Origin of the sequence: Streptomyces violaceusniger Tu 4113, assembly GCF_000147815.2 — a bacterium.
GTDB classification, from domain to species: Bacteria; Actinomycetota; Actinomycetes; order Streptomycetales; family Streptomycetaceae; genus Streptomyces; species Streptomyces violaceusniger_A.
On record NC_015957.1, the window covers coordinates 7,885,872 to 7,905,597 of the forward strand.

At 70.5% G+C, this 19,726-nt stretch carries 21 protein-coding genes; 8 read left to right on the forward strand and 13 right to left on the reverse strand.

The window, feature by feature from the left end:
• Position 1: 1 nt before the first annotated feature.
• The gene (locus STRVI_RS32095; RefSeq protein ID WP_014059728.1) at positions 2 to 664 is read right to left on the reverse strand and encodes a DNA-3-methyladenine glycosylase; all 663 of its coding nucleotides are present in this window, start codon (positions 662 to 664) and stop codon (positions 2 to 4) included.
• Positions 665 to 832: 168 nt separating this feature from the next.
• On the opposite strand from STRVI_RS32095, the gene STRVI_RS32100 reads away from it, so the two are divergent.
• Positions 833 to 1,615 (forward strand): sporulation protein, encoded by a 783-nt coding sequence (locus STRVI_RS32100; protein WP_014059729.1) that lies wholly within the window; start codon positions 833 to 835, stop codon positions 1,613 to 1,615.
• Positions 1,616 to 1,723: 108 nt separating this feature from the next.
• Here STRVI_RS32100 and STRVI_RS32105 read toward each other — a convergent pair whose 3' ends face one another.
• Positions 1,724 to 2,050: a barstar family protein gene (locus tag STRVI_RS32105; RefSeq protein ID WP_106685760.1), complete on the reverse strand. Its 327-nt coding sequence runs from the start codon at positions 2,048 to 2,050 to the stop codon at positions 1,724 to 1,726.
• 86 nt (positions 2,051 to 2,136) lie between these two features.
• Here STRVI_RS32105 and STRVI_RS32110 point away from each other — a divergent pair, with 86 nt between their 5' ends.
• Positions 2,137 to 2,676, forward strand: coding sequence for a YbhB/YbcL family Raf kinase inhibitor-like protein (locus STRVI_RS32110; RefSeq protein WP_014059731.1), 540 nt, complete (start codon positions 2,137 to 2,139; stop codon positions 2,674 to 2,676).
• 106 nt (positions 2,677 to 2,782) lie between these two features.
• A complete protein-coding gene (locus STRVI_RS32115; RefSeq protein ID WP_014059732.1) occupies positions 2,783 to 3,286 on the forward strand; it encodes an HNH endonuclease in 504 nt (167 codons plus the stop codon).
• Positions 3,287 to 3,370: 84 nt separating this feature from the next.
• On the opposite strand, the gene STRVI_RS32120 is transcribed toward STRVI_RS32115, so the two are convergent.
• From STRVI_RS32120 to STRVI_RS32130, 3 genes are all read right to left on the reverse strand, one after another.
• Positions 3,371 to 4,330, reverse strand: coding sequence for an SPFH domain-containing protein (locus tag STRVI_RS32120; RefSeq protein ID WP_014059733.1), 960 nt, complete (start codon positions 4,328 to 4,330; stop codon positions 3,371 to 3,373).
• A 152-nt stretch (positions 4,331 to 4,482) separates the two neighbouring features.
• Positions 4,483 to 4,908 (reverse strand): NfeD family protein, encoded by a 426-nt coding sequence (locus STRVI_RS32125; protein ID WP_043240508.1) that lies wholly within the window; start codon positions 4,906 to 4,908, stop codon positions 4,483 to 4,485.
• An 82-nt stretch (positions 4,909 to 4,990) separates the two neighbouring features.
• Positions 4,991 to 5,800: an ABC transporter ATP-binding protein gene (locus STRVI_RS32130; RefSeq protein WP_014059735.1), complete on the reverse strand. Its 810-nt coding sequence runs from the start codon at positions 5,798 to 5,800 to the stop codon at positions 4,991 to 4,993.
• A 92-nt stretch (positions 5,801 to 5,892) separates the two neighbouring features.
• Between STRVI_RS32130 and STRVI_RS32135 the strand changes: the two genes are divergently transcribed.
• A complete protein-coding gene (locus tag STRVI_RS32135) occupies positions 5,893 to 6,696 on the forward strand; it encodes a hypothetical protein (protein ID WP_014059736.1) in 804 nt (267 codons plus the stop codon).
• A 187-nt stretch (positions 6,697 to 6,883) separates the two neighbouring features.
• Here STRVI_RS32135 and STRVI_RS32140 read toward each other — a convergent pair whose 3' ends face one another.
• The 3 genes from STRVI_RS32140 to STRVI_RS32150 all read right to left on the reverse strand — a co-directional run bounded on the left by STRVI_RS32140 (position 6,884) and on the right by STRVI_RS32150 (position 9,062).
• Complete coding sequence (locus STRVI_RS32140) at positions 6,884 to 7,123, reverse strand: chaplin (RefSeq protein ID WP_014059737.1); 240 nt, start codon at positions 7,121 to 7,123, stop codon at positions 6,884 to 6,886.
• A gap of 138 nt (positions 7,124 to 7,261) precedes the next feature.
• On the reverse strand, positions 7,262 to 7,906 hold the full coding sequence (locus STRVI_RS32145) for a response regulator (protein WP_014059738.1): 645 nt from the start codon (positions 7,904 to 7,906) through the stop codon (positions 7,262 to 7,264).
• Positions 7,899 to 9,062: a GAF domain-containing sensor histidine kinase gene (locus STRVI_RS32150; protein ID WP_014059739.1), complete on the reverse strand. Its 1,164-nt coding sequence runs from the start codon at positions 9,060 to 9,062 to the stop codon at positions 7,899 to 7,901. Before STRVI_RS32150 ends, STRVI_RS32145 begins: the two co-directional genes overlap by 8 nt.
• A 441-nt stretch (positions 9,063 to 9,503) precedes the next feature.
• Here STRVI_RS32150 and STRVI_RS32155 point away from each other — a divergent pair, with 441 nt between their 5' ends.
• Positions 9,504 to 10,247, forward strand: a complete 744-nt coding sequence (locus tag STRVI_RS32155) for a transglycosylase SLT domain-containing protein (protein ID WP_014059740.1) — start codon at positions 9,504 to 9,506, stop codon at positions 10,245 to 10,247.
• A gap of 133 nt (positions 10,248 to 10,380) precedes the next feature.
• Here the strand turns inward: STRVI_RS32155 and STRVI_RS32160 are convergent, their stop codons facing one another.
• Entirely contained in the window at positions 10,381 to 13,029 is a 2,649-nt protein-coding gene (locus STRVI_RS32160) for an FHA domain-containing protein (RefSeq protein WP_078505483.1), read from the reverse strand.
• 222 nt (positions 13,030 to 13,251) lie between these two features.
• On the opposite strand from STRVI_RS32160, the gene STRVI_RS32165 reads away from it, so the two are divergent.
• Both STRVI_RS32165 and serB read left to right on the forward strand, forming a co-directional pair.
• Positions 13,252 to 14,727 (forward strand): streptophobe family protein, encoded by a 1,476-nt coding sequence (locus STRVI_RS32165; protein ID WP_014059742.1) that lies wholly within the window; start codon positions 13,252 to 13,254, stop codon positions 14,725 to 14,727.
• Positions 14,728 to 14,851: 124 nt separating this feature from the next.
• Entirely contained in the window at positions 14,852 to 16,087 is a 1,236-nt protein-coding gene (gene serB / locus STRVI_RS32170) for a phosphoserine phosphatase SerB (protein ID WP_014059743.1), read from the forward strand.
• 123 nt (positions 16,088 to 16,210) lie between these two features.
• Here the strand turns inward: serB and STRVI_RS32175 are convergent, their stop codons facing one another.
• The 4 genes from STRVI_RS32175 to STRVI_RS32185 form a co-directional block, all read right to left on the reverse strand.
• Positions 16,211 to 16,729 (reverse strand): SixA phosphatase family protein, encoded by a 519-nt coding sequence (locus STRVI_RS32175; RefSeq protein ID WP_014059744.1) that lies wholly within the window; start codon positions 16,727 to 16,729, stop codon positions 16,211 to 16,213.
• A 116-nt stretch (positions 16,730 to 16,845) separates the two neighbouring features.
• The gene (locus STRVI_RS32180) at positions 16,846 to 17,064 is read right to left on the reverse strand and encodes a hypothetical protein (RefSeq protein ID WP_014059745.1); all 219 of its coding nucleotides are present in this window, start codon (positions 17,062 to 17,064) and stop codon (positions 16,846 to 16,848) included.
• Positions 17,065 to 17,215: 151 nt separating this feature from the next.
• On the reverse strand, positions 17,216 to 17,332 hold the full coding sequence (locus tag STRVI_RS55085; RefSeq protein WP_014059746.1) for an SGM_5486 family transporter-associated protein: 117 nt from the start codon (positions 17,330 to 17,332) through the stop codon (positions 17,216 to 17,218).
• Between the two features lie 127 nt (positions 17,333 to 17,459).
• Positions 17,460 to 18,833, reverse strand: coding sequence for a CynX/NimT family MFS transporter (locus STRVI_RS32185; protein ID WP_043240522.1), 1,374 nt, complete (start codon positions 18,831 to 18,833; stop codon positions 17,460 to 17,462).
• Positions 18,834 to 18,973: 140 nt separating this feature from the next.
• Between STRVI_RS32185 and STRVI_RS32190 the strand changes: the two genes are divergently transcribed.
• The gene (locus tag STRVI_RS32190) at positions 18,974 to 19,648 is read left to right on the forward strand and encodes a FadR/GntR family transcriptional regulator (RefSeq protein WP_014059748.1); all 675 of its coding nucleotides are present in this window, start codon (positions 18,974 to 18,976) and stop codon (positions 19,646 to 19,648) included.
• Positions 19,649 to 19,726 lie beyond the last annotated feature (78 nt).

Below are 19,726 nucleotides of genomic sequence, written 5' to 3' on the forward strand. Positions count from 1 at the left end.
GTCAAGTTCCGACCTGACGGCGCGTCGCATTCCGGCGACGCGGGGTGTGCGCCCGGTAGGGGCTGACCGAGCGCTCGCCGTCGATCCAGAAGCGCCAGGGGTGAGTTGCGCCCTCGCCGCCCACACCGGTGCGCGGGCCGCTGAGGATCTGGTCGGGCCGGGCGGGGTGGCCGCTGAGTATGGAGAGCGGGCCATCGGCGCCCGCGCAGACATCGCTGCCGTCCAGCCGGCGGTCCACGCCCAGGGCCGTGGCCAGCCGGGCCGGGCCCTTGGCCAGCTCATGGTCGTTGCGCGCCTTCGGCCTGCGCTGATGGGCCCACTCATGGCCGTGCCGTACCTCGCCCGCGCGCAGCAGCACGCCGCTGGGGTGGCCCTCCGGTCCGCAGACCATGTTGAGGCAGTGCCACATGCCGTAGGTGAAGTAGACATACGCATGACCCGGGGGGCCGAACATCACGGCGTTGCGCTCGGTGCGGCCACGGTAGGCATGCGAGCCGGGGTCGGCCGGGCCCGCGTACGCCTCGACCTCGGTCAGGCGCAATTCGATCGGTCCGTCCGGGGTGCGCCGCACCAGGACGCGGCCCAGGAGGTCGGGCGCGACCTCGAGAACGGGTCGGTCGAAGAAGGCGCGGTCGAGGGGCTCGCGGTCAGGTCCTGCTGTCACGCGGCCCGAGCGTAGTGGAACAGATATGAACCGGTGGTTGGAGGCGGCCCCGGTCCGCTGGAAGGGTATGAGCTGCGGAACCGTCCACGGCTGTTTCGCGTTCCTAGGTGTCAACAGTGATCGAGTGCGATCAAGTCAAGACGCAGTCGCGTCCTTGAGAGGGAGAACATGGGCTTCAAGAAGCTGCTCGCGAGTCTGGGTGCCGGTGGCGCTTCGGTGGAGACGGTACTGACCGAGGAGAACGTCGTCCCGGGCGGCATTGTGCAGGGCGAGGTCCGGATCCAGGGCGGCTCGGTCGCGCAGCAGATCGAGGCGCTCTCGGTCGGCCTGCAGGCGCGGGTCGAGGTGGAGCGGGACGACCAGGAGTACAAGCAGAACGTGGAGTTCACCCGGCAGCAGCTGGGCGGTGCGTTTGAGGTGCAGCCGGGTGCGGTGCACGCGGTGCAGTTCGGCCTGGAGATCCCGTGGGAGACCCCGATCACCATGTTCCTGGGCCGGCACCTGACCGGTATGAACGTGGGGGTGACCACGGAGCTGGCGATCGCGCGCGCGGTGGACTCGGGCGATCTGGACCCGGTCAATGTGCATCCGCTCCCCGCCCAGCAGGCGATCCTGGACGCCTTCGGCTCGCTCGGCTTCCGGTTCAAGGGCGCCGACCTGGAGCAGGGGCACATCCGTGGGACCCGGCAGCGGCTGCCCTTCTACCAGGAGATCGAGTTCTACGCCCCGGAGCAGTACCGGGGGCTGAACCAGGTGGAGTTGTCCTTCGTCGCGGACGACCGCGAGATGGACGTGGTGCTGGAGATGGACAAGAAGCCGGGGCTGTTCACCGAGGGCAGTGACACCTACCGGTCGTTCACGATGAACCTGGCGACCTTCCAGGACACCGACTGGGCCGCGTATCTGAACCAGTGGCTCGCGCAGGTCGGCGGCAAGCGCAACTGGTTCTGAGGTTCTCCCCTCCCCGGGGCCGGACTTTCCGCGCGGGGCGTGCATCGACGGCAGGTCGGTGCACGCCCCGCGTCGTGTGTCGGCGTGTGGTGCGTCGTGCGTCGTGCGTCAGGGGCCGTCGTCGTAGCGCACCACCAGGGGCCGTCCCTGCGTCGCCCAGTACGCCTCCGCGTCGGCCAGGATGTCCGCCGCGATCGCGGCGGCGTCGGGGTCCGCGTCGCGGAAGGCGAGCCAGCCCTGGATGTCCAGCAGACAGCCGCTGGGCTCGCGGCCCTCGGCCCACCAGGACAGATCCGTGAGGGAGTCGGCAAGGGCGTCCCAGTTGCGCCCGTACCAGTCGGGAAAGCGCAGGTCCCGGGCACAGCGGTCGAGGAAGCCGTCCTTGTCCGTCACGCCGTCGAGGCGCAGGTGGAGGGCGAGGGTGGGGCCGGTCATGGGCGCCATGGTGCCAGCCCGCCGTCTGGCGGTCTCGTTAGGCTGGCCGCGCAGATGATCCACCGCAACCTCAGGAGGTTCTCGACGTGTCCGAGCAGAACCGGCCGCCGCTCCCCCATGACTTCCATCCGCCGGTGCCGTCGTTCACGGTGGTGAGCGACGATGTGCAATCGGGCGGCACGCTCAAGTCCGCCCAGGTGCAGGCGGAGGGGAACACCTCTCCGCAGCTCCGTTGGGAGGGATTCCCGGAGGGTACGAAGAGCTTCGCCGTCACCTGCTTCGACCCGGACGCGCCGACCGGCAGCGGTTTCTGGCACTGGGTGTTGTTCGACATCCCGGCCACGGTCACCGAGCTTCCGGTGGGTGCGGGCAGCGGCGGTTTCACGGGCCTGCCCGCGGGTGCCGTACAGGCGCGCAACGACTACGGGACCCGTGACTTCGGCGGGGCCGCGCCGCCCCCCGGGGACGGTCCGCACCGCTATGTGTTCACCGTCTACGCGGTGGACGCGGAGAAGCTGGGCCCGGACGCGGACGCCTCGCCCGCGGTGGTCGGCTTCAATCTTCGGTTCCACACGCTGGGGCGTGCCCAGTTGATCGGGGAGTACGAGGTGCCGGCCGCGGGCTGACGCGGCGAAATTGCGTTGTTCTCGGCCGGCCTCCCGGCCAGAGTTGATCCCGGTCCCGCCCATTCCAGGCGCGGGGCCGGGATACCGGGACGCGGGGGTGGTCGGGATGCGCGAGACGCTGGTTCTGAACGCGAGCTTCGAGCCGCTGGCGACGGTGACGCTGCGGCGCGCCGTGGTGCTGGTCCTCCAGGACAAGGCCGTCGTCGAACACGCCCACCCGGGGCTGCGGGTGCGGGCCGCGGACATCGATCTGCCGCTGCCACGGGTGATCCGGCTGTGCCGCTATGTGCGGGTGCCGTTCCGAAGACGTGCCCCGTGGTCGCGGCGCGGGGTGCTGGTCCGGGACCAGCACCGGTGCGGGTACTGCGGCCGCCGGGCGACGACCGTGGACCATGTGGTGCCGCGGTCGCGCGGGGGCGGGGACACCTGGCTGAATACGGTGGCCTCCTGTGCGGAGGACAACCACCGTAAGGCGGACCGGACTCCGGAGCAGGCGGGGATGCGGCTCCTCAAGGCGCCGTTCGAGCCGACGCCTTCGGATGCGCTGCTGCTGGCCCTGGGGGCGGCGGAGCGGGACGCTCTGCCGGAGTGGCTGGCGGTGCCGGCCTAGCCCCGGGTTCGTCCCGCAGGGGCCCGGCAGGGAGCGCCGGCGGGCCGCCCCAGGCGCTGGAGGGCCCGTCCCGCCGCCGTCCGTTCAGTCGATCGTGGGCTGTTCGCGGCGCGGGGCGGGGTCCTTACCGGTGGCGGCGGGGGTGCCGCCGCCATTTCCGCCGCCGCTCAGCGGGCCGAAGTTGCCCATGGCCCCGCCGAGGCCCTTGAGGGCGTCGCCGATCTCGCTGGGCACGATCCAGAGCTTGTTGGCGTCGCCCTCGGCGATCTTCGGCAGCATCTGGAGGTACTGGTAGGAGAGCAGCTTCTGGTCGGGGTCTCCGGCGTGGATGGACTCGAAGACCGTACGGATCGCCTGGGCCTCGCCCTCGGCGCGCAGCGCGGCGGCCTTGGACTCACCCTCGGCCCGCAGGATCGCGGACTGCTTCTCACCCTCGGCCCGCAGGATCTCGGACTGCCGGACACCTTCGGCCTGGAGGATCGCGGCGCGCTTGTCGCGGTCGGCGCGCATCTGCTTCTCCATCGAGTCCTGGATGGAGGTGGGCGGCTCGATGGCCTTGAGCTCGACGCGGTTGACGCGGATGCCCCACTTGCCGGTGGCCTCGTCGAGGACGCCGCGCAGCGCCGCGTTGATCTCCTCGCGGGAGGTCAGGGTGCGCTCGAGGTCCATGCCACCGATGATGTTCCGCAGGGTGGTGACGGTGAGTTGCTCGATCGCCTGGATGTAGCTGGCGACTTCGTAGGTGGCGGCGCGGGCGTCGGTCACCTGGTAGTAGATGACGGTGTCGATGTTCACGACCAGGTTGTCCTGGGTGATCACCGGCTGCGGAGGGAAAGGCACGACCTGTTCACGGAGGTCGACGCGGTTGCGGATCGAGTCGATGAACGGGACGACGATGTTGAGGCCCGCGTTGAGGGTGCGGGTGTAGCGCCCGAAGCGCTCCACGATGGCGGCGCTGGCCTGTGGGATGACCTGGATCGTCTTGATCAGTGCGATGAAGACCAGCACCACGAGGATGATCAGGACGATGATGATCGGTTCCACAGCGGCTCCCCGTGCCCTTCATGCGGTGATTCGGATGGTCGGGATGATCAAGTCTGTCGGTTCCCGAGGGTGGAGTCTGTCAGATCCATGGTCGACTCCGCAGCTCAACGCGGGCGCCCTCAACTCTTGGTAGGACACTCCCGGTACGGCGTCTACATGACGACGGCCGTCGCACCGTCGATCTCCACCACGTCGACCTGCTGCCCGGGTTCGTAGGCCTGGTCGGGGTCGAGCGAGCGCGCGGACCACACTTCGCCCGCGAGTTTGATGCGGCCGTCGCCACTGTCGTCGACGCGTGCGAGGACGACGGCCTGACGTCCCTTCAGCGCCTCGATGCCGCTGCGCAGCTCGGGTTGCTGACGGCGGCTGCGCACCGCCATCGGGCGGACGACCGCGACCAGCGCGACCGAGACGGCGCAGAAGACGACGACCTGGAGCACGATGCCGCCGCCGAGCGCGTCGGTGATGGCACCGGCCACGGCACCGACGGCGACCATCCCGAATTCGGGCATCGCGGTCAGTACGAGCGGGATACCCAGTCCTACGGCGGCGATCAGCCACCACACCCATGGATCCACATGGTCATGGTAGTTGTCGCCGGTCCCCGGGGACAGTGCGCGGATCACCTGCCGGTGGCACGGTGGGCGCAGGGGGCGGACATCAGGCCAGCGGAAGGCCCTGGGCGGTCCAGCGGTCGCCGTGGCGGTCGACGACCAGCGGGAGTCCGAAGCAGCGGGAGAGGTTACGGGAGGTCAGTTCGGTCTCGACCGGGCCCGCGGTGAGCACCTTGCCCTGGCGGATCATCAGAACATGGGTGAAGCCGGGGGGGATTTCCTCTACATGATGTGTCACCATGATCATCGACGGGGCGAGCGGGTCGCGGGCGAGCCGTCCGAGGCGGCGGACGAGGTCCTCGCGGCCGCCTAGGTCGAGTCCGGCCGCGGGCTCGTCGAGGAGCAGCAGCTCGGGGTCGGTCATCATGGCGCGGGCGATGAGCGTGCGCTTGCGCTCGCCCTCGGAGAGGGTACCGAACTTCCGGCCGAGGTACTCGGTCATGCCGAGGCGGTCGAGGAAGGCGCGGGCGCGGGTCTCGTCGACCGCGTCGTAGTCCTCCTGCCAGTGCGCCGTCATACCGTACGCGGCGGTGAGGACGGTCTGCAGGACGGTCTGGCGGCGCGGCAGCTTCTCGGCCATGGCGATGCCCGCCACGCCGATGCGCGGGCGCAGGTCGAAGACGTCGACGCGGCCGAGTTGCTCGCCGAGGATCCAGGCGTTCCCGGCGCTCGGGAAGAGGTAGCTCGAGGCGAGGTTGAGGAGGGTGGTCTTGCCGGCACCGTTGGGGCCGAGGATGACCCAGCGCTCGCCCTCTTTGATCGACCAGGAGACCTCGTCCACCAGAGCCCGCCCATCGCGGACCACCGATACGTCCAGCAGCTCCAGAACCTCGCTCATGAGCGCGTTGTCTCCCATTGCAGTCTCGAGTCGTGCGTGCGCCTGTGGGCGCAGCCCCCTGAGGAAAACCTACGCCACACGTTGTCGGTGCCAGTCCTTAGGCTGGTGCCATGCTCGATGAACCACGTTCAGGGCGCCTCGCAGCTTGGGGAAATGCCCTTATCGCCGGACTTGTCTCCCCGGACGAGGCGGCGCATCGCATCGCGGACGAGGACGCGTCGCACCGGGTGGCCGGGCTTCCGGGGGAGTCCGGGCCGGTGGGGCTCACGCTGGCGCTGGGGCGGCTGCGGGCGCTCGGGGCCAAGGGGTTGCGAGTGGCGCTGCCCATAGCGGGGCATCCCCTGGGGCTGAGCGGTCCGCCGGAGTTCAACGCCCAGGCGCTCGACGCGGGTGAGGCGGTGATCGCGACGGGCGCGGCGCTCGGCCTGGTGCCCGAGGTGTCGGCGGCCGGGCCCGAGGGCGATCAGCACATCGAGGTGGTGTGGCGGTGCCAGAGCGTGCGGGAGGCGCCGCCGGCCGATGTGCCGTCGCTGAGCGAGGCCGAGCGGGAGCTTGCCGAGGCGCTGCGGGAGGCCACGGAGGTGCTCTCACGGCTGAATGTGGCCGGAGCGGGCCCGGTGGCCGAGGCGGCCCTGGAGGCGTATCGGGCGCGGGCCGAGCGGGGGCGCGAGGTGCTGGCCCCGGGCTATCCGCCGCGGGCCATCCGGGTGCTGGAGCTGGCGCAGCGGGTGGGTGCGCTGGTGGACATCGCCTATATGGCGGGCGGGGACGGCCGGGAGCACGGCGGTGCGGTGAGTGCGTCGGAGATCACAGCGCGGGCCGAGGCGCTGCGGCCGGTGGAGCGCACCTCACGGCGGGCACAGGTGGCGGCGTACAACGCGTATGTGGAGGAGCGGGAGCGGGGCGGCCCCTGAGCTTCCCCGGAGGGTCTCCGGCCTTCCTCCCGGGGGACTTTGACCACCCCGGGGGTCTGACCATCCCCGGAGGTCCCTGAGCTTCCCTGGCGGTCTCTGGCTTTCCCGGGGGATGTCATGGGGCCGGCCCCGGAGGCGGGTGCCTCCGGGGCCGGTCGGTGGTGCGTCGTGTATCCGGCGAGGGCGGTCAGCCGCCGCAGGGGGTACCGAGCGCCGGGTTCATGGACCCGATGACCGAGACGGTGTTGCCACAGAAGTTCACGGGCACGTGGATGGGCGCCTGAATGTTGTTGCCGGAGACGACACCCGGGGACATCGTGGCCCCACCGTCGGCCCAGGGGCCCTGGGCGGTGGCGACACCGGCACCGGCGACGGCGAGTCCGCCGGCCGTGATGGTGATGGCAGCGAACCTCTTGATGTTCTTCACTTGGCAAGACCCTTCATTCATCAGCGCGTCACCGCGGCGGTCCGCCGCGGTACGCCGTGAAGAACGGCCCGACTGATGGCGAGTTGCGCTGTTCGAGTGATAGCCACCCGTTGGTGTGATTTCACGGAGAAACGCTGTTCATGCTCCAATCCCATGCCGTACGGCCCAAAGTGCGGCCTGGGTGCGGTCGGCGAGGTCCAATTTCATAAGAATGTTGGACACATGGGTCTTCACGGTCTTTTCGGACAGCACCAGCGCACGGGCGATCTCCCGGTTGGACCGGCCGTCCGCGATCAGCGCGAGCACCTCGCGCTCCCGCTCGGTGAGTGAGCCGCCGCGTCCCTGACCGCCGCCCTCATCCTGGGAGAGCAGCGCGAGGGCCACCTCGGGCTGGAGCAGTACATGCCCGGAGTGGACGGACCGGATGGCGCGGGCGAGCGCCTCGGGGTCCACGTCCTTGTAGACATAGCCCGCGGCGCCCGCGCGCAGGGCGGGGACCACGGTGCGCTTCTCGGTGAAGCTGGTCACGATCAGCACCCGGGCGGGGTTGTCGAGGCCGCGCAGGGTGCGCAGCGCCTCGATGCCGTCGAGGCCGGGCATCTTCACGTCCATGAGGACGACGTCGGGGCGCAGCTCCTCGGCGCGGGCGACGCCCTCCTCGCCGTCCGACGCCTCGCCGACCACCTCGATGTCGTCCTGGACCTGGAGAAAGGTCCGCAGCCCGCGCCGCACCACCTGGTGGTCGTCGACGAGCAGCACCCGAATCCGTCCGGGGTCAGCCACCGGGCACCTCCATCTCGATCACGGCGCCCTTGCCGGGCGCCGACTCCACGGTCAGAGCGCCGCCGACGCCGCCGGCCCGGTCCCGCATCGACACCAGCCCGAGGTGACGCCCGGCGCGCCGTACGGCCGAGGGGTCGAATCCCCTGCCGTCGTCGGCGACGCGGAGCCGGGCGCCCTGGCCGTGCCGGGTGAGGGTGACGTCGACCTGTCGCGCGTCTGCGTGGCGCAGCGCGTTGTGCAGGGCCTCCTGGGCCACCCGCAGCACCGCCCCCTCCTGGGCGGCGGGCAGCGCCCGCACGCCGTGGCAGGCGAAGGTGACCTGGGCGGAGTGGGCCCGGTCGAGTACCTGCACCTGCGTCCTCAGGGTCGCCACGAGGCCGTCCTCGTCGAGCGCGGCGGGGCGCAGCTCCACGACGGCGGAGCGCAGCTCGTCGGTGGCCTCGGCGGCGAGAAGGGCGATCTGCTGAAGCTCCTCCTTGGCGCGGCCGGGGTCGCGGTCCACCAGGGCCGTGGCCGCCTGGGCGGTCAGCCGCAGCGAGAAGAGCTTCTGGGAGACGGCGTCGTGCAGCTCATGGGCGAGCCTGGCCCGCTCCCCGGCGATGGTGAGCTCGCGGCTGCGCTCGTAGAGCCGGGCGTTGGTCAGGGCGATGGCGGCGTGCTGGGCCAGGATGGACAGCAGCTCCTCGTCCTCGGCGGTGAAACCGCAGCCGCCCTCGGGCTTGGGGCATCGTTTGTTGGCGAGGAATACCGCGCCGAGAACTTCATCGCCATCGGCAATGGGAAGACCCAAGAAATCCGACATTTCCGGATGAGCTGACGGCCATCCCTCAAAACGGACATCTCGTCGCACATCGGCGAGTCGCTGTGGGGTGGCGTCCTTGAGCATGGCGGCGAGAATGCCGTGCTGCCGGGGCAGCGGCCCGATGGCCTTCCACTGCTCGTCACTCACCCCATCTACTACGAACTGGGCGAAACCTCCGTGATCATCGGAGACCCCCAGAGCGGCATACTCCGCATCGAGCAGCTCACGGGCGGACACAACGATGGTCTTTAGGACATCACGGACTTCCAGATGTCGGCTCATGGCGAGCAGCGCACCACTCACCCGGCTCAGCCCGGCCCCGGGTCCACCGCCCCGTCCTGTCGTCATGGCCATTACCGTACCGACCCGCCATCCGGCGGGTATATCGGCCGGTCGGCGGCCACCTGATAAGACCTGAGCCCTAGGTCGAACGGCGCACACATGACCCCCAAAGGGGCTGCTGCAGGGGTGGAAAAAACAAACACCCTGAGCATTTGCGTGGGCACAGCGCGCAATATGAGAAGCTCCGCGATGTGAGCCCGGACACACGACCTAAATCACTTACGAACGTGCTTAGTGGACGTTTCATAGGCGACTGAGCGGGGATGACAGCCGTTCGCGTGGGCATGAGCGGCCTACTTATCCACTAAGCAGCATCGTATGTCACGCCTTTGCGGCAGCTTTTTGCGGCAGCTAAGAATTTCCCCCAGTCGCACGGCGCCGTAGATCCAGGAACGGCGCTCTGAGCGCCGATATGGCCTGCGACTCAAGCGATTGGAAGAGGTCTACTCCGCCATGCCCCTGCCCAACATCCCCGGCTACGCCCGTCTCAACAAGACGCACAAGTACTCCGCCGCCGGTATCGCTGCCGCCAGTGCGGCCGCCATAGCCTTCGCGGTCGTCCCCGGTGGCCACGCCGACGCCAAGACGACGGCCCAGGACCTGCCGAACAAGCCGGTCGCCCTCACGTCCCAGAAGGCCGACGCCCGGGCCCACCACGAGGCCCTGGTCAAGCAGTCCGCGCTCGCCGACAAGCAGGCCAAGCAAGAGGCCGCCGAGAAGAAGGCCGCGGCGGAGGCCGCGAAGAAGAAGGCGGCGGAAGAGGCCGCCCAGAAGAAGGCCGCCGAGGCCAGGGCCGCCAAGGAGCACGCCGTCAAGCAGGCCGCGAGCCGCTCCGCCACGCGTATCGAGACGGTCGCCGCCACCACGAAGACCTACCCGGACAACCTCGACGGCTGGATCCGGGAATCCCTCGACATCATGAAGCAGAAGGGCATCCCCGGCTCCTACGAGGGCATTCGCCGCAACATCATCCGGGAGTCCGGCGGCAACCCGCGCGCCATCAACCTGTACGACATCAACGCCCAGAACGGCGTGCCCTCCAAGGGCCTGCTCCAGGTGATAGCCCCGACCTTCAAGACGTACCACGTCGACGGCACCTCCTGGGACGCCTACGACCCGGTCGCGAACATCACCGCCGCCTGCAACTACGCGGCCGCGCGGTACGGCTCGATGGACAATGTGAACGGCGCGTACTGAGCCTGAACGGACCGTCCAGAACCCGGCGTTCCGACGCCGAAGGGCGACGGCACCCCCTGTGTGCGAGGGGTGCCGCCGCCCTTGTGCGTGACGGTGATGACGGCCGCTTGCGCATGACCTCCGGGGGCTGCGGCTACTTGCGCATGACCTCCGGCTCATGGCGGCGCAGCAGCCGCGCGACCACGAAGCCGCACGCGATGCCGAGGACGATCAGCGCGATCATGTCGATGCCCCACTGAGTCGTGGTGTGCTCCCACAGCGGGTCGGTGTCCAGGGGCTTCTTGCTGTCCCACGGCGCCATCATGTGGCCGACGCCCGGGCCCAGGTCCAGCGTGGCACCGGCCGCGCCGACCGCCCAGCGGGACGGCATCAGCCAGGCGAACTGCTCCACACCGAGCGATCCGTAGATCTTGAACAGCACGCCGGTGAAGACGACCTGGATGATCGCGAACATGACCAGCAGCGGCATGGTCTTCTCGGCGGTCTTCACCAGAGACGAGATGACCAGGCCGACCATCATCGAGGTGAAGCCGATCGCGATGACGGCCAGGCAGAGCTCGGCGGCCGGCGGCATCAGCAGGCCCTCCGCGGGCATCTTGCGCGTCGAGAGACCGATGGCGGAGATGATGACGCCCTGGCAGGCGGTGATCACACCGAGCACGATCACCTTGGACATCAGATACGCGGAGCGGGACAGGCCGACCGCCCGTTCCCGTTCGTAGATGACCCGTTCCTTGATCAATTCTCGTACGGAGTTGGCCGCGCCGGTGAAGCACATGCCGACTACGAGGATCAGCAGAACCGTCCCGGCAGCCTGGTTGAAACTGCCCTTCGGGGCAAGCTGAAGGCCGAACTTCGCCGGGATGACAACGCTCACCGAGCCCAGCACGGCGGGCAGGATCACCATCAGCCCCATGAAGCCCTTGTCGGAGCCGATCACCGACAGATAGCGACGGATCAGCGTCCACAGTTGCGATCCCCAGCTCTGCGGCTTCTGCATCCGGGTCGGCGGGGCCTGGACATGGACGGACTGCGGGGCGACGGAGTCGAGGTCCGCCGCGTACATCTGGTAGTGCTGCGAACCGCGCCAGCGGCCCGCCCAGTCGTAGTCGCGGTAGTTCTCGAACGACGAGAAGACATCCGCCCAGCTGTCGTAGCCGAAGAAGTTGAGCGCCTCGTCCGGCGGGCCGAAGTAGGCCACCGAGCCACCCGGGGCCATCACCAGGAGCTTGTCGCACAGCGCCAGTTCGGCGACCGAGTGGGTGACCACCAGCACGGTGCGGCCGTCGTCGGCGAGACCGCGCAGCAACTGCATGACATCGCGGTCCATGCCCGGGTCGAGACCGGAGGTCGGCTCGTCCAGGAAGATCAGCGACGGCTTGGTGAGCAGCTCCAGCGCTACGGAGACCCGCTTGCGCTGACCGCCGGAGAGGGCGGTGACCTTCTTCTCCCGGTGGATGTCCAGCTTGAGCTCGCGCAGCACCTCGTCGATCCGGGCCTCGCGCTCGGCCTCGGCGGTGTCACCGGGGAAGCGGAGCTTGGCGGCGTAGCGCAGGGCCTTCTGGACGGTCAGCTCCTTGTGCAGGATGTCGTCCTGGGGCACCAGACCGATGCGCTGGCGCAGCTCGGCGAAGTGCTTGTAGAGGTTCCGGTTGTCGTAGAGGACATCGCCCTGGTTGGCCGGGCGGTAGCCGGTGAGCGCCTTCAGCAGCGTGGACTTACCGGAGCCGGACGGGCCGATGACCGCGACCAGGGACTTCTCCGGGACGCCGAAGGAAACGTCCTTGAGGATCTGCTTGCCACCGTCGACCGTCACCGTCAGATGGCGGGCCGAGAAGGAGACCTCACCGGTGTCGACGAACTCCTCGAGGCGGTCGCCGACCAGCCGGAAGGTGGAGTGACCGACGCCAACGGTGTCGGTGGGGCCGATGATCTGCTGCCGCACCGGCTGACCGTTGACATAGGTGCCGTTGTGGCTGCCGAGGTCGCGTATCTCGAAACGGCCGTCGGGCAGCGCCCGGAACTCGGCGTGGTGGCGCGAGACCTGCAGGTCGGAGACGACCAGCTCGTTCTCCAGCGCACGACCGATGCGCATCACCCGGCCGGCGGCCAACTGATGGAAGGTGGTCGGGCTGCGGTCGCCCTGGGCGGGCGCGCCGCCGGCCGGGCCGGAGGAGCCGGTGCCGGGGCCGTTCTGCGCGAGGTTGTTCTGCGGGGCCTGGGGCTGCTGCTGCGGGATGAACGGCTGCTGCTGGTGCGGGGCCTGGGGCTGCTGCTGGGGCTGCGGCCAGCCTTGGGGCTGCGGCGCGCCCTGCTGGGGCCCGCCCTGCTGCGGTCCGCCCTGCTGCGGTCCGCCCTGCTGCGGCCAGCCGGGGCCGGGCTGCTGCTGCGGCTGCTGGGCGGGAGCCTGCTGGCCCTGCTGGGGCATGCCCATCGCCGCCTGCTGGCCGTACGCGCCCGCGGCGCCCATCGAGGCGCCACCGCCGGAGACGCTGAGCCGAGGGCCGTCGGTGGCATTGCCGAGATGGACGGCCGAACCAGGGCCGATTTCCACCTGTTGGATTCTCCGGCCCTGCACATAGGTGCCGTTGGTGGAGCCCTGATCCTCGATGACCCAACTGCGCCCACCCCAGCGCACCGTGGCATGCCGCCAGGAGACCCTGGCGTCGTCCAGCACCATGTCGCCCTGTGGGTCACGCCCCAGGCTGTACGACCTGGACGGATCAAGTGTCCAGGTCTGTCCGTTCAATTCCAGTACGAGTTCCGGCACTCCATGCCCCACTAATTGTCCCCCGAGTTACCCCCCTGACAGGGAGTCTAGGGATGGCGAACATCCTGAGGAACTATTTCAGGCTCAGTCCCTTCACCGGAAGTCGGGCTTTGACAAGACCACAACCCGGGCGTCATTGACTCATCCGAAAGGCCCTCGGAAAGTGGTAAGCACTGACGGATAGTGCGGATCATGGTTAATCCGGGCAACTCGCGACGATCGGGAGTCGGCGATATGAGCGCGAGCGGTGGCGGACGAGTGCCCTGGGGGGCCGCGCTGCTCGCCGCTATCGCGACCGTGAGCTGGGCGTTTCTGGCCATGGTGGGGATCGCCGCGCTCGGTCTGCATCTGATCGGCGCCGACCGTGCGGGCGCGCTCGGGCCGATGACCGCCGCGGTGACGGTGCTGGCGGTCGGCGGTTCCGTCATCCCGTCCGGCGATGTGGGCGTCTTCGGGCTGGAGGGTGCCCAGGCCCACGCCGCCATCGATATCGCGCCACTCGGGGTGAGCCTGGCCGGTGCGCTGCTGCTGGGGTGGCTGTTCGTACGGTCACTGCGGGCCGCGGGGGCGGTGATCGGCCGGGCCGAACTCGCCGTGCGCGCGGGCCTCGTGGCCGCGCTCTTCCTGCTGCTGCTCGCCGGGCTGACCTGGGTGGGCAACGATACGGTCACGATCGACGGCGCCACGCTCGTCCTGCCCGGCCTCGGCAGACAGCGCACCGAGCACGATCTGCTGAGCCGGCTCCCCGAGCAGCTCGGCGATATCGCGGACATCGGCGCCGGGCTGCTGCCGGACCGGCTGGCCGAGCTCGTCGACGCCAAGGCGTCCGTCGGCTTCACCGTGGCGGCCGGCCGCTCGGTGCTCGGCGGCGCGGTGTGGGTCGTCGCCGTCCTGCTGATCGCGCTGCCGGCCACGCGCCGTACCCCGCTGCCGCCCGGCGGGCAGGCGCTGCACCGCACCGTCCGGCCGGCGGTGTCCGCGCTGTGCGGGGTGCTGGTGCTCGCGGTCGGCGCGGGTCTGGTGGCCGGGATCTACGCGGCGGTCGGGGATGACCATCCGGGGCTGGTGCTCGGGTCGGCGCTGCTCGGCGCGCCCAACGGGGTGTGGATCGGCGTACCGCTCGGGCTGTTCATTCCCTGGTACGGCAGGGCGAGCGGCGCGCTGAGGGAGGTGCTGCCCGACCCCGTGGACGATCTGCTCGCCGGGCCGGGCGGGGAGCCGCTCACGGTGGGGCGGCTGGCCGAGCTCGACGGCCGGGTCTGGCTGCTGGTGGTCGCCAGTGTGCTGCTGATGCTCGCCGCCGGGGTGCTCACCGCGGCCCGTACGCCCGTGGGGAGCTCCCGGCCGTTCGCCTTCGCGGGGTGGTGTGCGCTGCGGCTGGGCGTGGTGACCGCGCTCGCGCTGCCACTGCTGGTGTGGCTGACCCGGGTCTCGGCGGGCGCGAGCCTGTCCGTGCTCGGCTTCGACACCTTCGGGGCGGGGCTCGAGCTGTACGGAAACGCGCCGCTCGCGTGTGCGCTGGGTGCGGGGTGGGGCGCGGCGGCGGGGGCCGCCGGGGCGCTCGCGGCATGGGCCACGGGCGCGGCGGGCCGCCGGGCCGCGGCGCTCGCACGGCGGGACGAGGGGGCGGCCGGGACGCGGCGGGACGACGGGGGCGGGGGCGACGGGGACGGGAGGCCCGAAGGGTACGAGGGCGGACGTGGCGCATGAAGCCGCCGATCACGCGAGGGGTGACGCCGCGGCGACCGGGACATGAACGTTCCGCCTCAGGCGGCCGTCCACGGTGCGGGCTGCCGCGCGCACTGCGGGAAGGGCCGGATACGGTGGGAAGACCATGAGCACATCGCGGATCCCCCCTGTCACCGTCGTCCCGGACGACGACGATGCCCCCACCCTCCTTGTCAAGATCTTCGGCAAGGACCGCCCCGGTATCACCGCCGGGCTCTGCGACACTCTCGCCGCCTACGGCGTGCACATAGTGGACATAGAGCAGGTCGTCACCCGGGGCCGCATCGTGCTGTGCGTCCTGGTCACGGCTCCGACGGCCGACGGCGCTGAAGGTGATCTGCGGGCCACCGTGCATAGCTGGGCGGAGTCGATGCGGCTCCAGGCCGAGATCATCTCCGGCCGGGGCGACAACCGGCCGCGTGGCACCGGCCGGTCGCATGTCACCATGCTGGGCAATCCGCTGACCGCCGAGTCGACCGCCGCCATCGCCTCCCGGATCACCGGCACCGGCGGCAACATCGACCGGATCTTCCGGCTGGCGAAGTATCCGGTGACGGCCGTGGAGTTCGAGGTGTCCGGCGCCGAGACGGAGCCGCTGCGCACCGCGCTGGCCATCGAGGCCGCCGATATCGGCGTCGATGTGGCCGTGGTGGCGTCGGGGCTGCAGCGCCGGGCCCAGCGCCTGGTGGTCATGGACGTGGACTCCACTCTGATCCAGGACGAGGTGATCGAGCTCTTCGCCGCGCATGCGGGCTGTGAGGACGAGGTCGCCGAGGTCACGGCGCGGGCGATGCGCGGTGAGCTGGACTTCGAGCAGTCGCTGCACGCGCGGGTCGCGCTGCTGGCGGGGATCGACGAGTCCGTGGTGGAGAAGGTCCGCGCCGAGGTCCGGCTCACGCCGGGCGCCCGTACGCTGATCCGCACCCTGAAGCGTCTCGGCTATCAGGTGGGCGTGGTCTCCGGTGGCTTTACGCAGGTCACCGACGATCTCAAGGAGCGGCTGGGGCTGGACTTCGCCTCCGCCAACACCCTGGAGGTCGTGGACGGCAAGCTGACCGGCCGGGTGGTCGGCGAGGTGGTGGACCGGGCGGGCAAGGCCCGGCTGCTGCGGCGCTTCGCGGCGGAGGCGGGGGTGCCGTTGGTGCAGACCGTCGCGATCGGCGACGGGGCCAACGACCTGGACATGCTGAACGCGGCCGGGCTGGGCGTCGCCTTCAACGCCAAGCCGGTGGTCCGGGAGGCCGCGCACACCGCCGTGAACGTGCCGTTCCTCGACACGGTGCTGTATCTGCTGGGCGTGACCCGCGAAGAGGTCGAGGCGGCGGACGCGCACGTGGACTGACGGCCCCAGGGCTGACGGGCCCCGGCCCGGAACGCGCACCGGCCCCCACTCCCCGTACGACGACGGCGGAGCGGGGGCCGGTGCGCTGAGATCACGCCCGGGGGATCACCCGGGAATCGGGCATCACTCGTGGGGCGCCCAGAAGCCGGCGAGGCGCCCGCAGCCGATCTCGACCGACTTCCACGAGCCGCTGAAGGTCACGACGGCGAACGCGGAGGTGGGGAAGGCACCACGCTCCATACGCTCCCTGGCGCCCTCGTCGGCCTCGCCCGCCAGCGCGTCGGCGAGGCCGTGCATCCCGGGGTTGTGGCCGACGACCAGCAGATCGGTGACGTCGTCCGCGGTCTCATTGATCACCTCGATGAGCTGACCGACCGGGGCGTCGTACAGCCGCTCCTCATAGACGGTCTTGGGGCGGTGCGGCAGCTCGTGGACCACTAGCTTCCAGGTCTCACGGGTGCGCAGCGCGGTGGAGCAGAGGGTGAGTTCGGGGGTGAGACCGGCCTCCGCGATCCGGCGCCCGGCGAGCGGGGCGTCATTGCGGCCACGCTCCGCGAGCGGGCGCTCATGGTCGGCCACCTGGGGCCAGTCGGCCTTGGCGTGTCGAAGGAGGACAATCCTGCGGGGCACATCGACGCTCATGCGTCCCAGCTTCGCATGAATCGGTGCACGAGGCGCAGGGTGTTGGAACGACCTCGTCAAACGTGAGCACACACGCGATATGGCGGACACGGGTGATCACCACCGCCTATCGGTGGTCACGGTGCCGCGTCCCCGAAGGTCCGGTGCAGCAACTCCACGACCTGCGAGACCGGTCCGGAGACGCCGCTCTCGGCATGGGCGTCGGTGGGCCCGGTGAGCAGGAGCAGCAGCGCCGCGAAGGCCACGGTCGGGAGAACGACGGCCCACCACGGCAGCCGGACGTCCATGCCGCTGTCCACCGGGTGTGCGGGCCGGGTACGTGTGCGGGCGGACATGGGATCGCCTCCGGGTCGCCGAACGTGTCGATGGTTCGACGGTACGGAGCGGGCGGGGCGGCTCCCATCCGGTGAGCCACCCACTTACCCCTGAGCCCAGCCCCCTAGGGGATGGTGGGGCCTGCCCCACCATCCGGTCCCCCGCCCGGGGTCAGGGCGAGGCGAGGGTGGCGATCACGCCGACGACCACGGTGATGCCCAGCATCACGCCGAGGATGATGAGGAGCTTCTTCTGGCCGTCCGGGGGGTTCTCATCGAGCACTGGCATGGCACCAGTCTCCCATCCGGCGAACGCGACCCCGATCAGCCCCCGTACGCGACACGGATCAGCCCTCGTACGCGACCCCGATCAGCCCCCGTACGCGACACGGATCAGCCCTCGTCCTCGACCTCGATCAGCCCTCGTCCTCAAGAGTGCGGTCGCGTCCGGCCAGCACGCCCGCGATGATCTGCGGCACCATGAACCCGGCCATCAGCGCGATGGGCTGTCCCCAGCCGCCGCTGTGCTGGTAGAGCACGCCGACCAGCAGCGGGCCCGGGATGGACAGCAGATAGCCGACGGACTGCGCGAAGGCCGACAGCCGGACCACGCCCGCGTGGGTCCTCGTCCGCATGCCGATCATGGTGAGGGCGAGCGGGAAGGCGCAGTTGGCGATGCCGAGCAGCAGGGCCCAGGCCCAGGCGCCACCGGCCGGGGCCAGCCACAGCCCGGCGTAACCGGTGAGGCCGAAGACGCCGAGGATGACGACCAGGACGCCCTGGTGCCGCAGCCGGGCGGCGATCCGTGGCAGGACGAAGGCGAGCGGCACACCCATCGCCATCATCACGGCCAGCAGCAATCCGGAGGTGGAGGCGGAGACCCCCGCGTCCCGGAAGATCTGCGGCATCCAGCCCATGGAGATGTACGCGGCGGTGGCCTGGAAGCCGAAGAAGACGGCCATCGCCCAGGCGAGGGGGCTGCGGGTGATGCGGAACGCGGGCCCGTCGGCCGGGGCGGCGGTCTCGGCCGCGGCGACGCTCTCGGCCGTGGCCGGTGCGTCCACGTCCGTACGGCCCGCCTCGCTGCCGGTCGCCTCGGTACGAGTCGCCTCGGCGCCGTCCGCCCGCGAACCGCTCGTACGGTCGCGGGCGAGGAACAGCCACGCCACCAGCGCCACCGCGGCGAGCAGCGCCCACACCCCGAGCCCGGTCCGCCAGGAGCCGCCCAGTGCAGCGGTCATCGGCACGGTGACCGCCGCGGAGGCGGCCGTGCCCAGCGACAGGCCCATCGAGTACAGCCCGGTCATCGAACCGACCCGGTCCGGGAACCAGCGCTTGACGATCACCGGCATCAGGACGTTGCTCACCGCGATCCCGGCCAGGGCGAGCGCGCTGGCCGCCAGGAACGCCACGGTCCCGCCGGCCAGGGGGCGCAGCAGCAGACCGGCGGCGATGGCGGCGAGCCCGGCGCAGACGATGGCCACCGGCCCCCAGCGCCGGGCCAGCCGGGGTGCGGTGAACCCGAAGAGCGCGAAACACGCCGCGGGCACGGAGGTGAGCACTCCGGCGACGGTGCCGCTCATCCCGAGGTCGGCGCGGACCTCTTCGAGCAGCGGACCGAGGCTGGTGACGGCGGGGCGGAGATTGAGCGCGGCGAGAATGAGCCCTGCCGCCATGACGCGGCCTCGCCAGGGTGAGGCGGCGCGGCGCGGTCCTCCCGGTTCCGCCGGGCGGGGCGCGGAGTCGGCGGTGTCGAGCGTCGCGAGATCGTCAGACGGGGGCGTGTGCATGCCGACCATCATAGAATGATGGGATGAATGCCCGTCCAGTGGTGAGCGACCGCCCGGTAACGGCCTGACGGCATCATGGAAGGGCCCGTTCGACCCGTTCGCTCGCCTCGGGCCACATCCGCCTCATGCACAGGAGAGTCATGCCGCTGACCTCGCCCCGGCGTTCCGCCCTCGCCGACCAGGTGATCGCCCAGCTGCGCGCCCAGATCACCTCGGGCGAATGGCCGGTGGGCTCGCGGATCCCCACCGAGCCCGAGCTGGTCGAGCAACTGGGGGTCGCGCGCAACACCGTGCGGGAGGCCGTACGCGCCCTCGCGCACAACGGGCTGCTGGACATCCGCCAGGGCTCGGGCACCTATGTGCTGGCGACCAGCGAACTGGCCGGGGTGATGCACCGCCGCTTCGCCGCCGCCGACCCCCGTCATGTGGCCGAGCTGCGCAGCGCCCTGGAGACCAAGGCCGCCCAGCTCGCCGCGGAGCGCCGCACCGAACAGGACCTCAAGCAACTGGACGCACAGCTCGACCGGCGCGAGCGGGCCTGGGAGGCGGGCGACCCGGACGCGTTCGTCGAGGCGGACGCCACCTTGCACATGGCGGTCGTCGCCGCGTCGCACAACGATGTGCTGGCGGAGCTGTACGCGGATCTGGGCGCGGTCGTACGGGACTTCCTGCGCGCGGACGTGGACAGCGGGATGGGCCCGGACACGTATGTGGACCACGGACGGCTGGTGGAGGCGATCCGGGAGGGCGACGGGGAGCGAGCGGCGACCGAGGCCAGCACCCACCCGTTCGGCTGCCGTTTCCGCGCGCGCTGAGCGACCGGCGCGCGCTGAACGACCGGCGCGCGCTGAACGATCCGCGGGCACTGAACGATCCGCGGGCACTGAGCGACC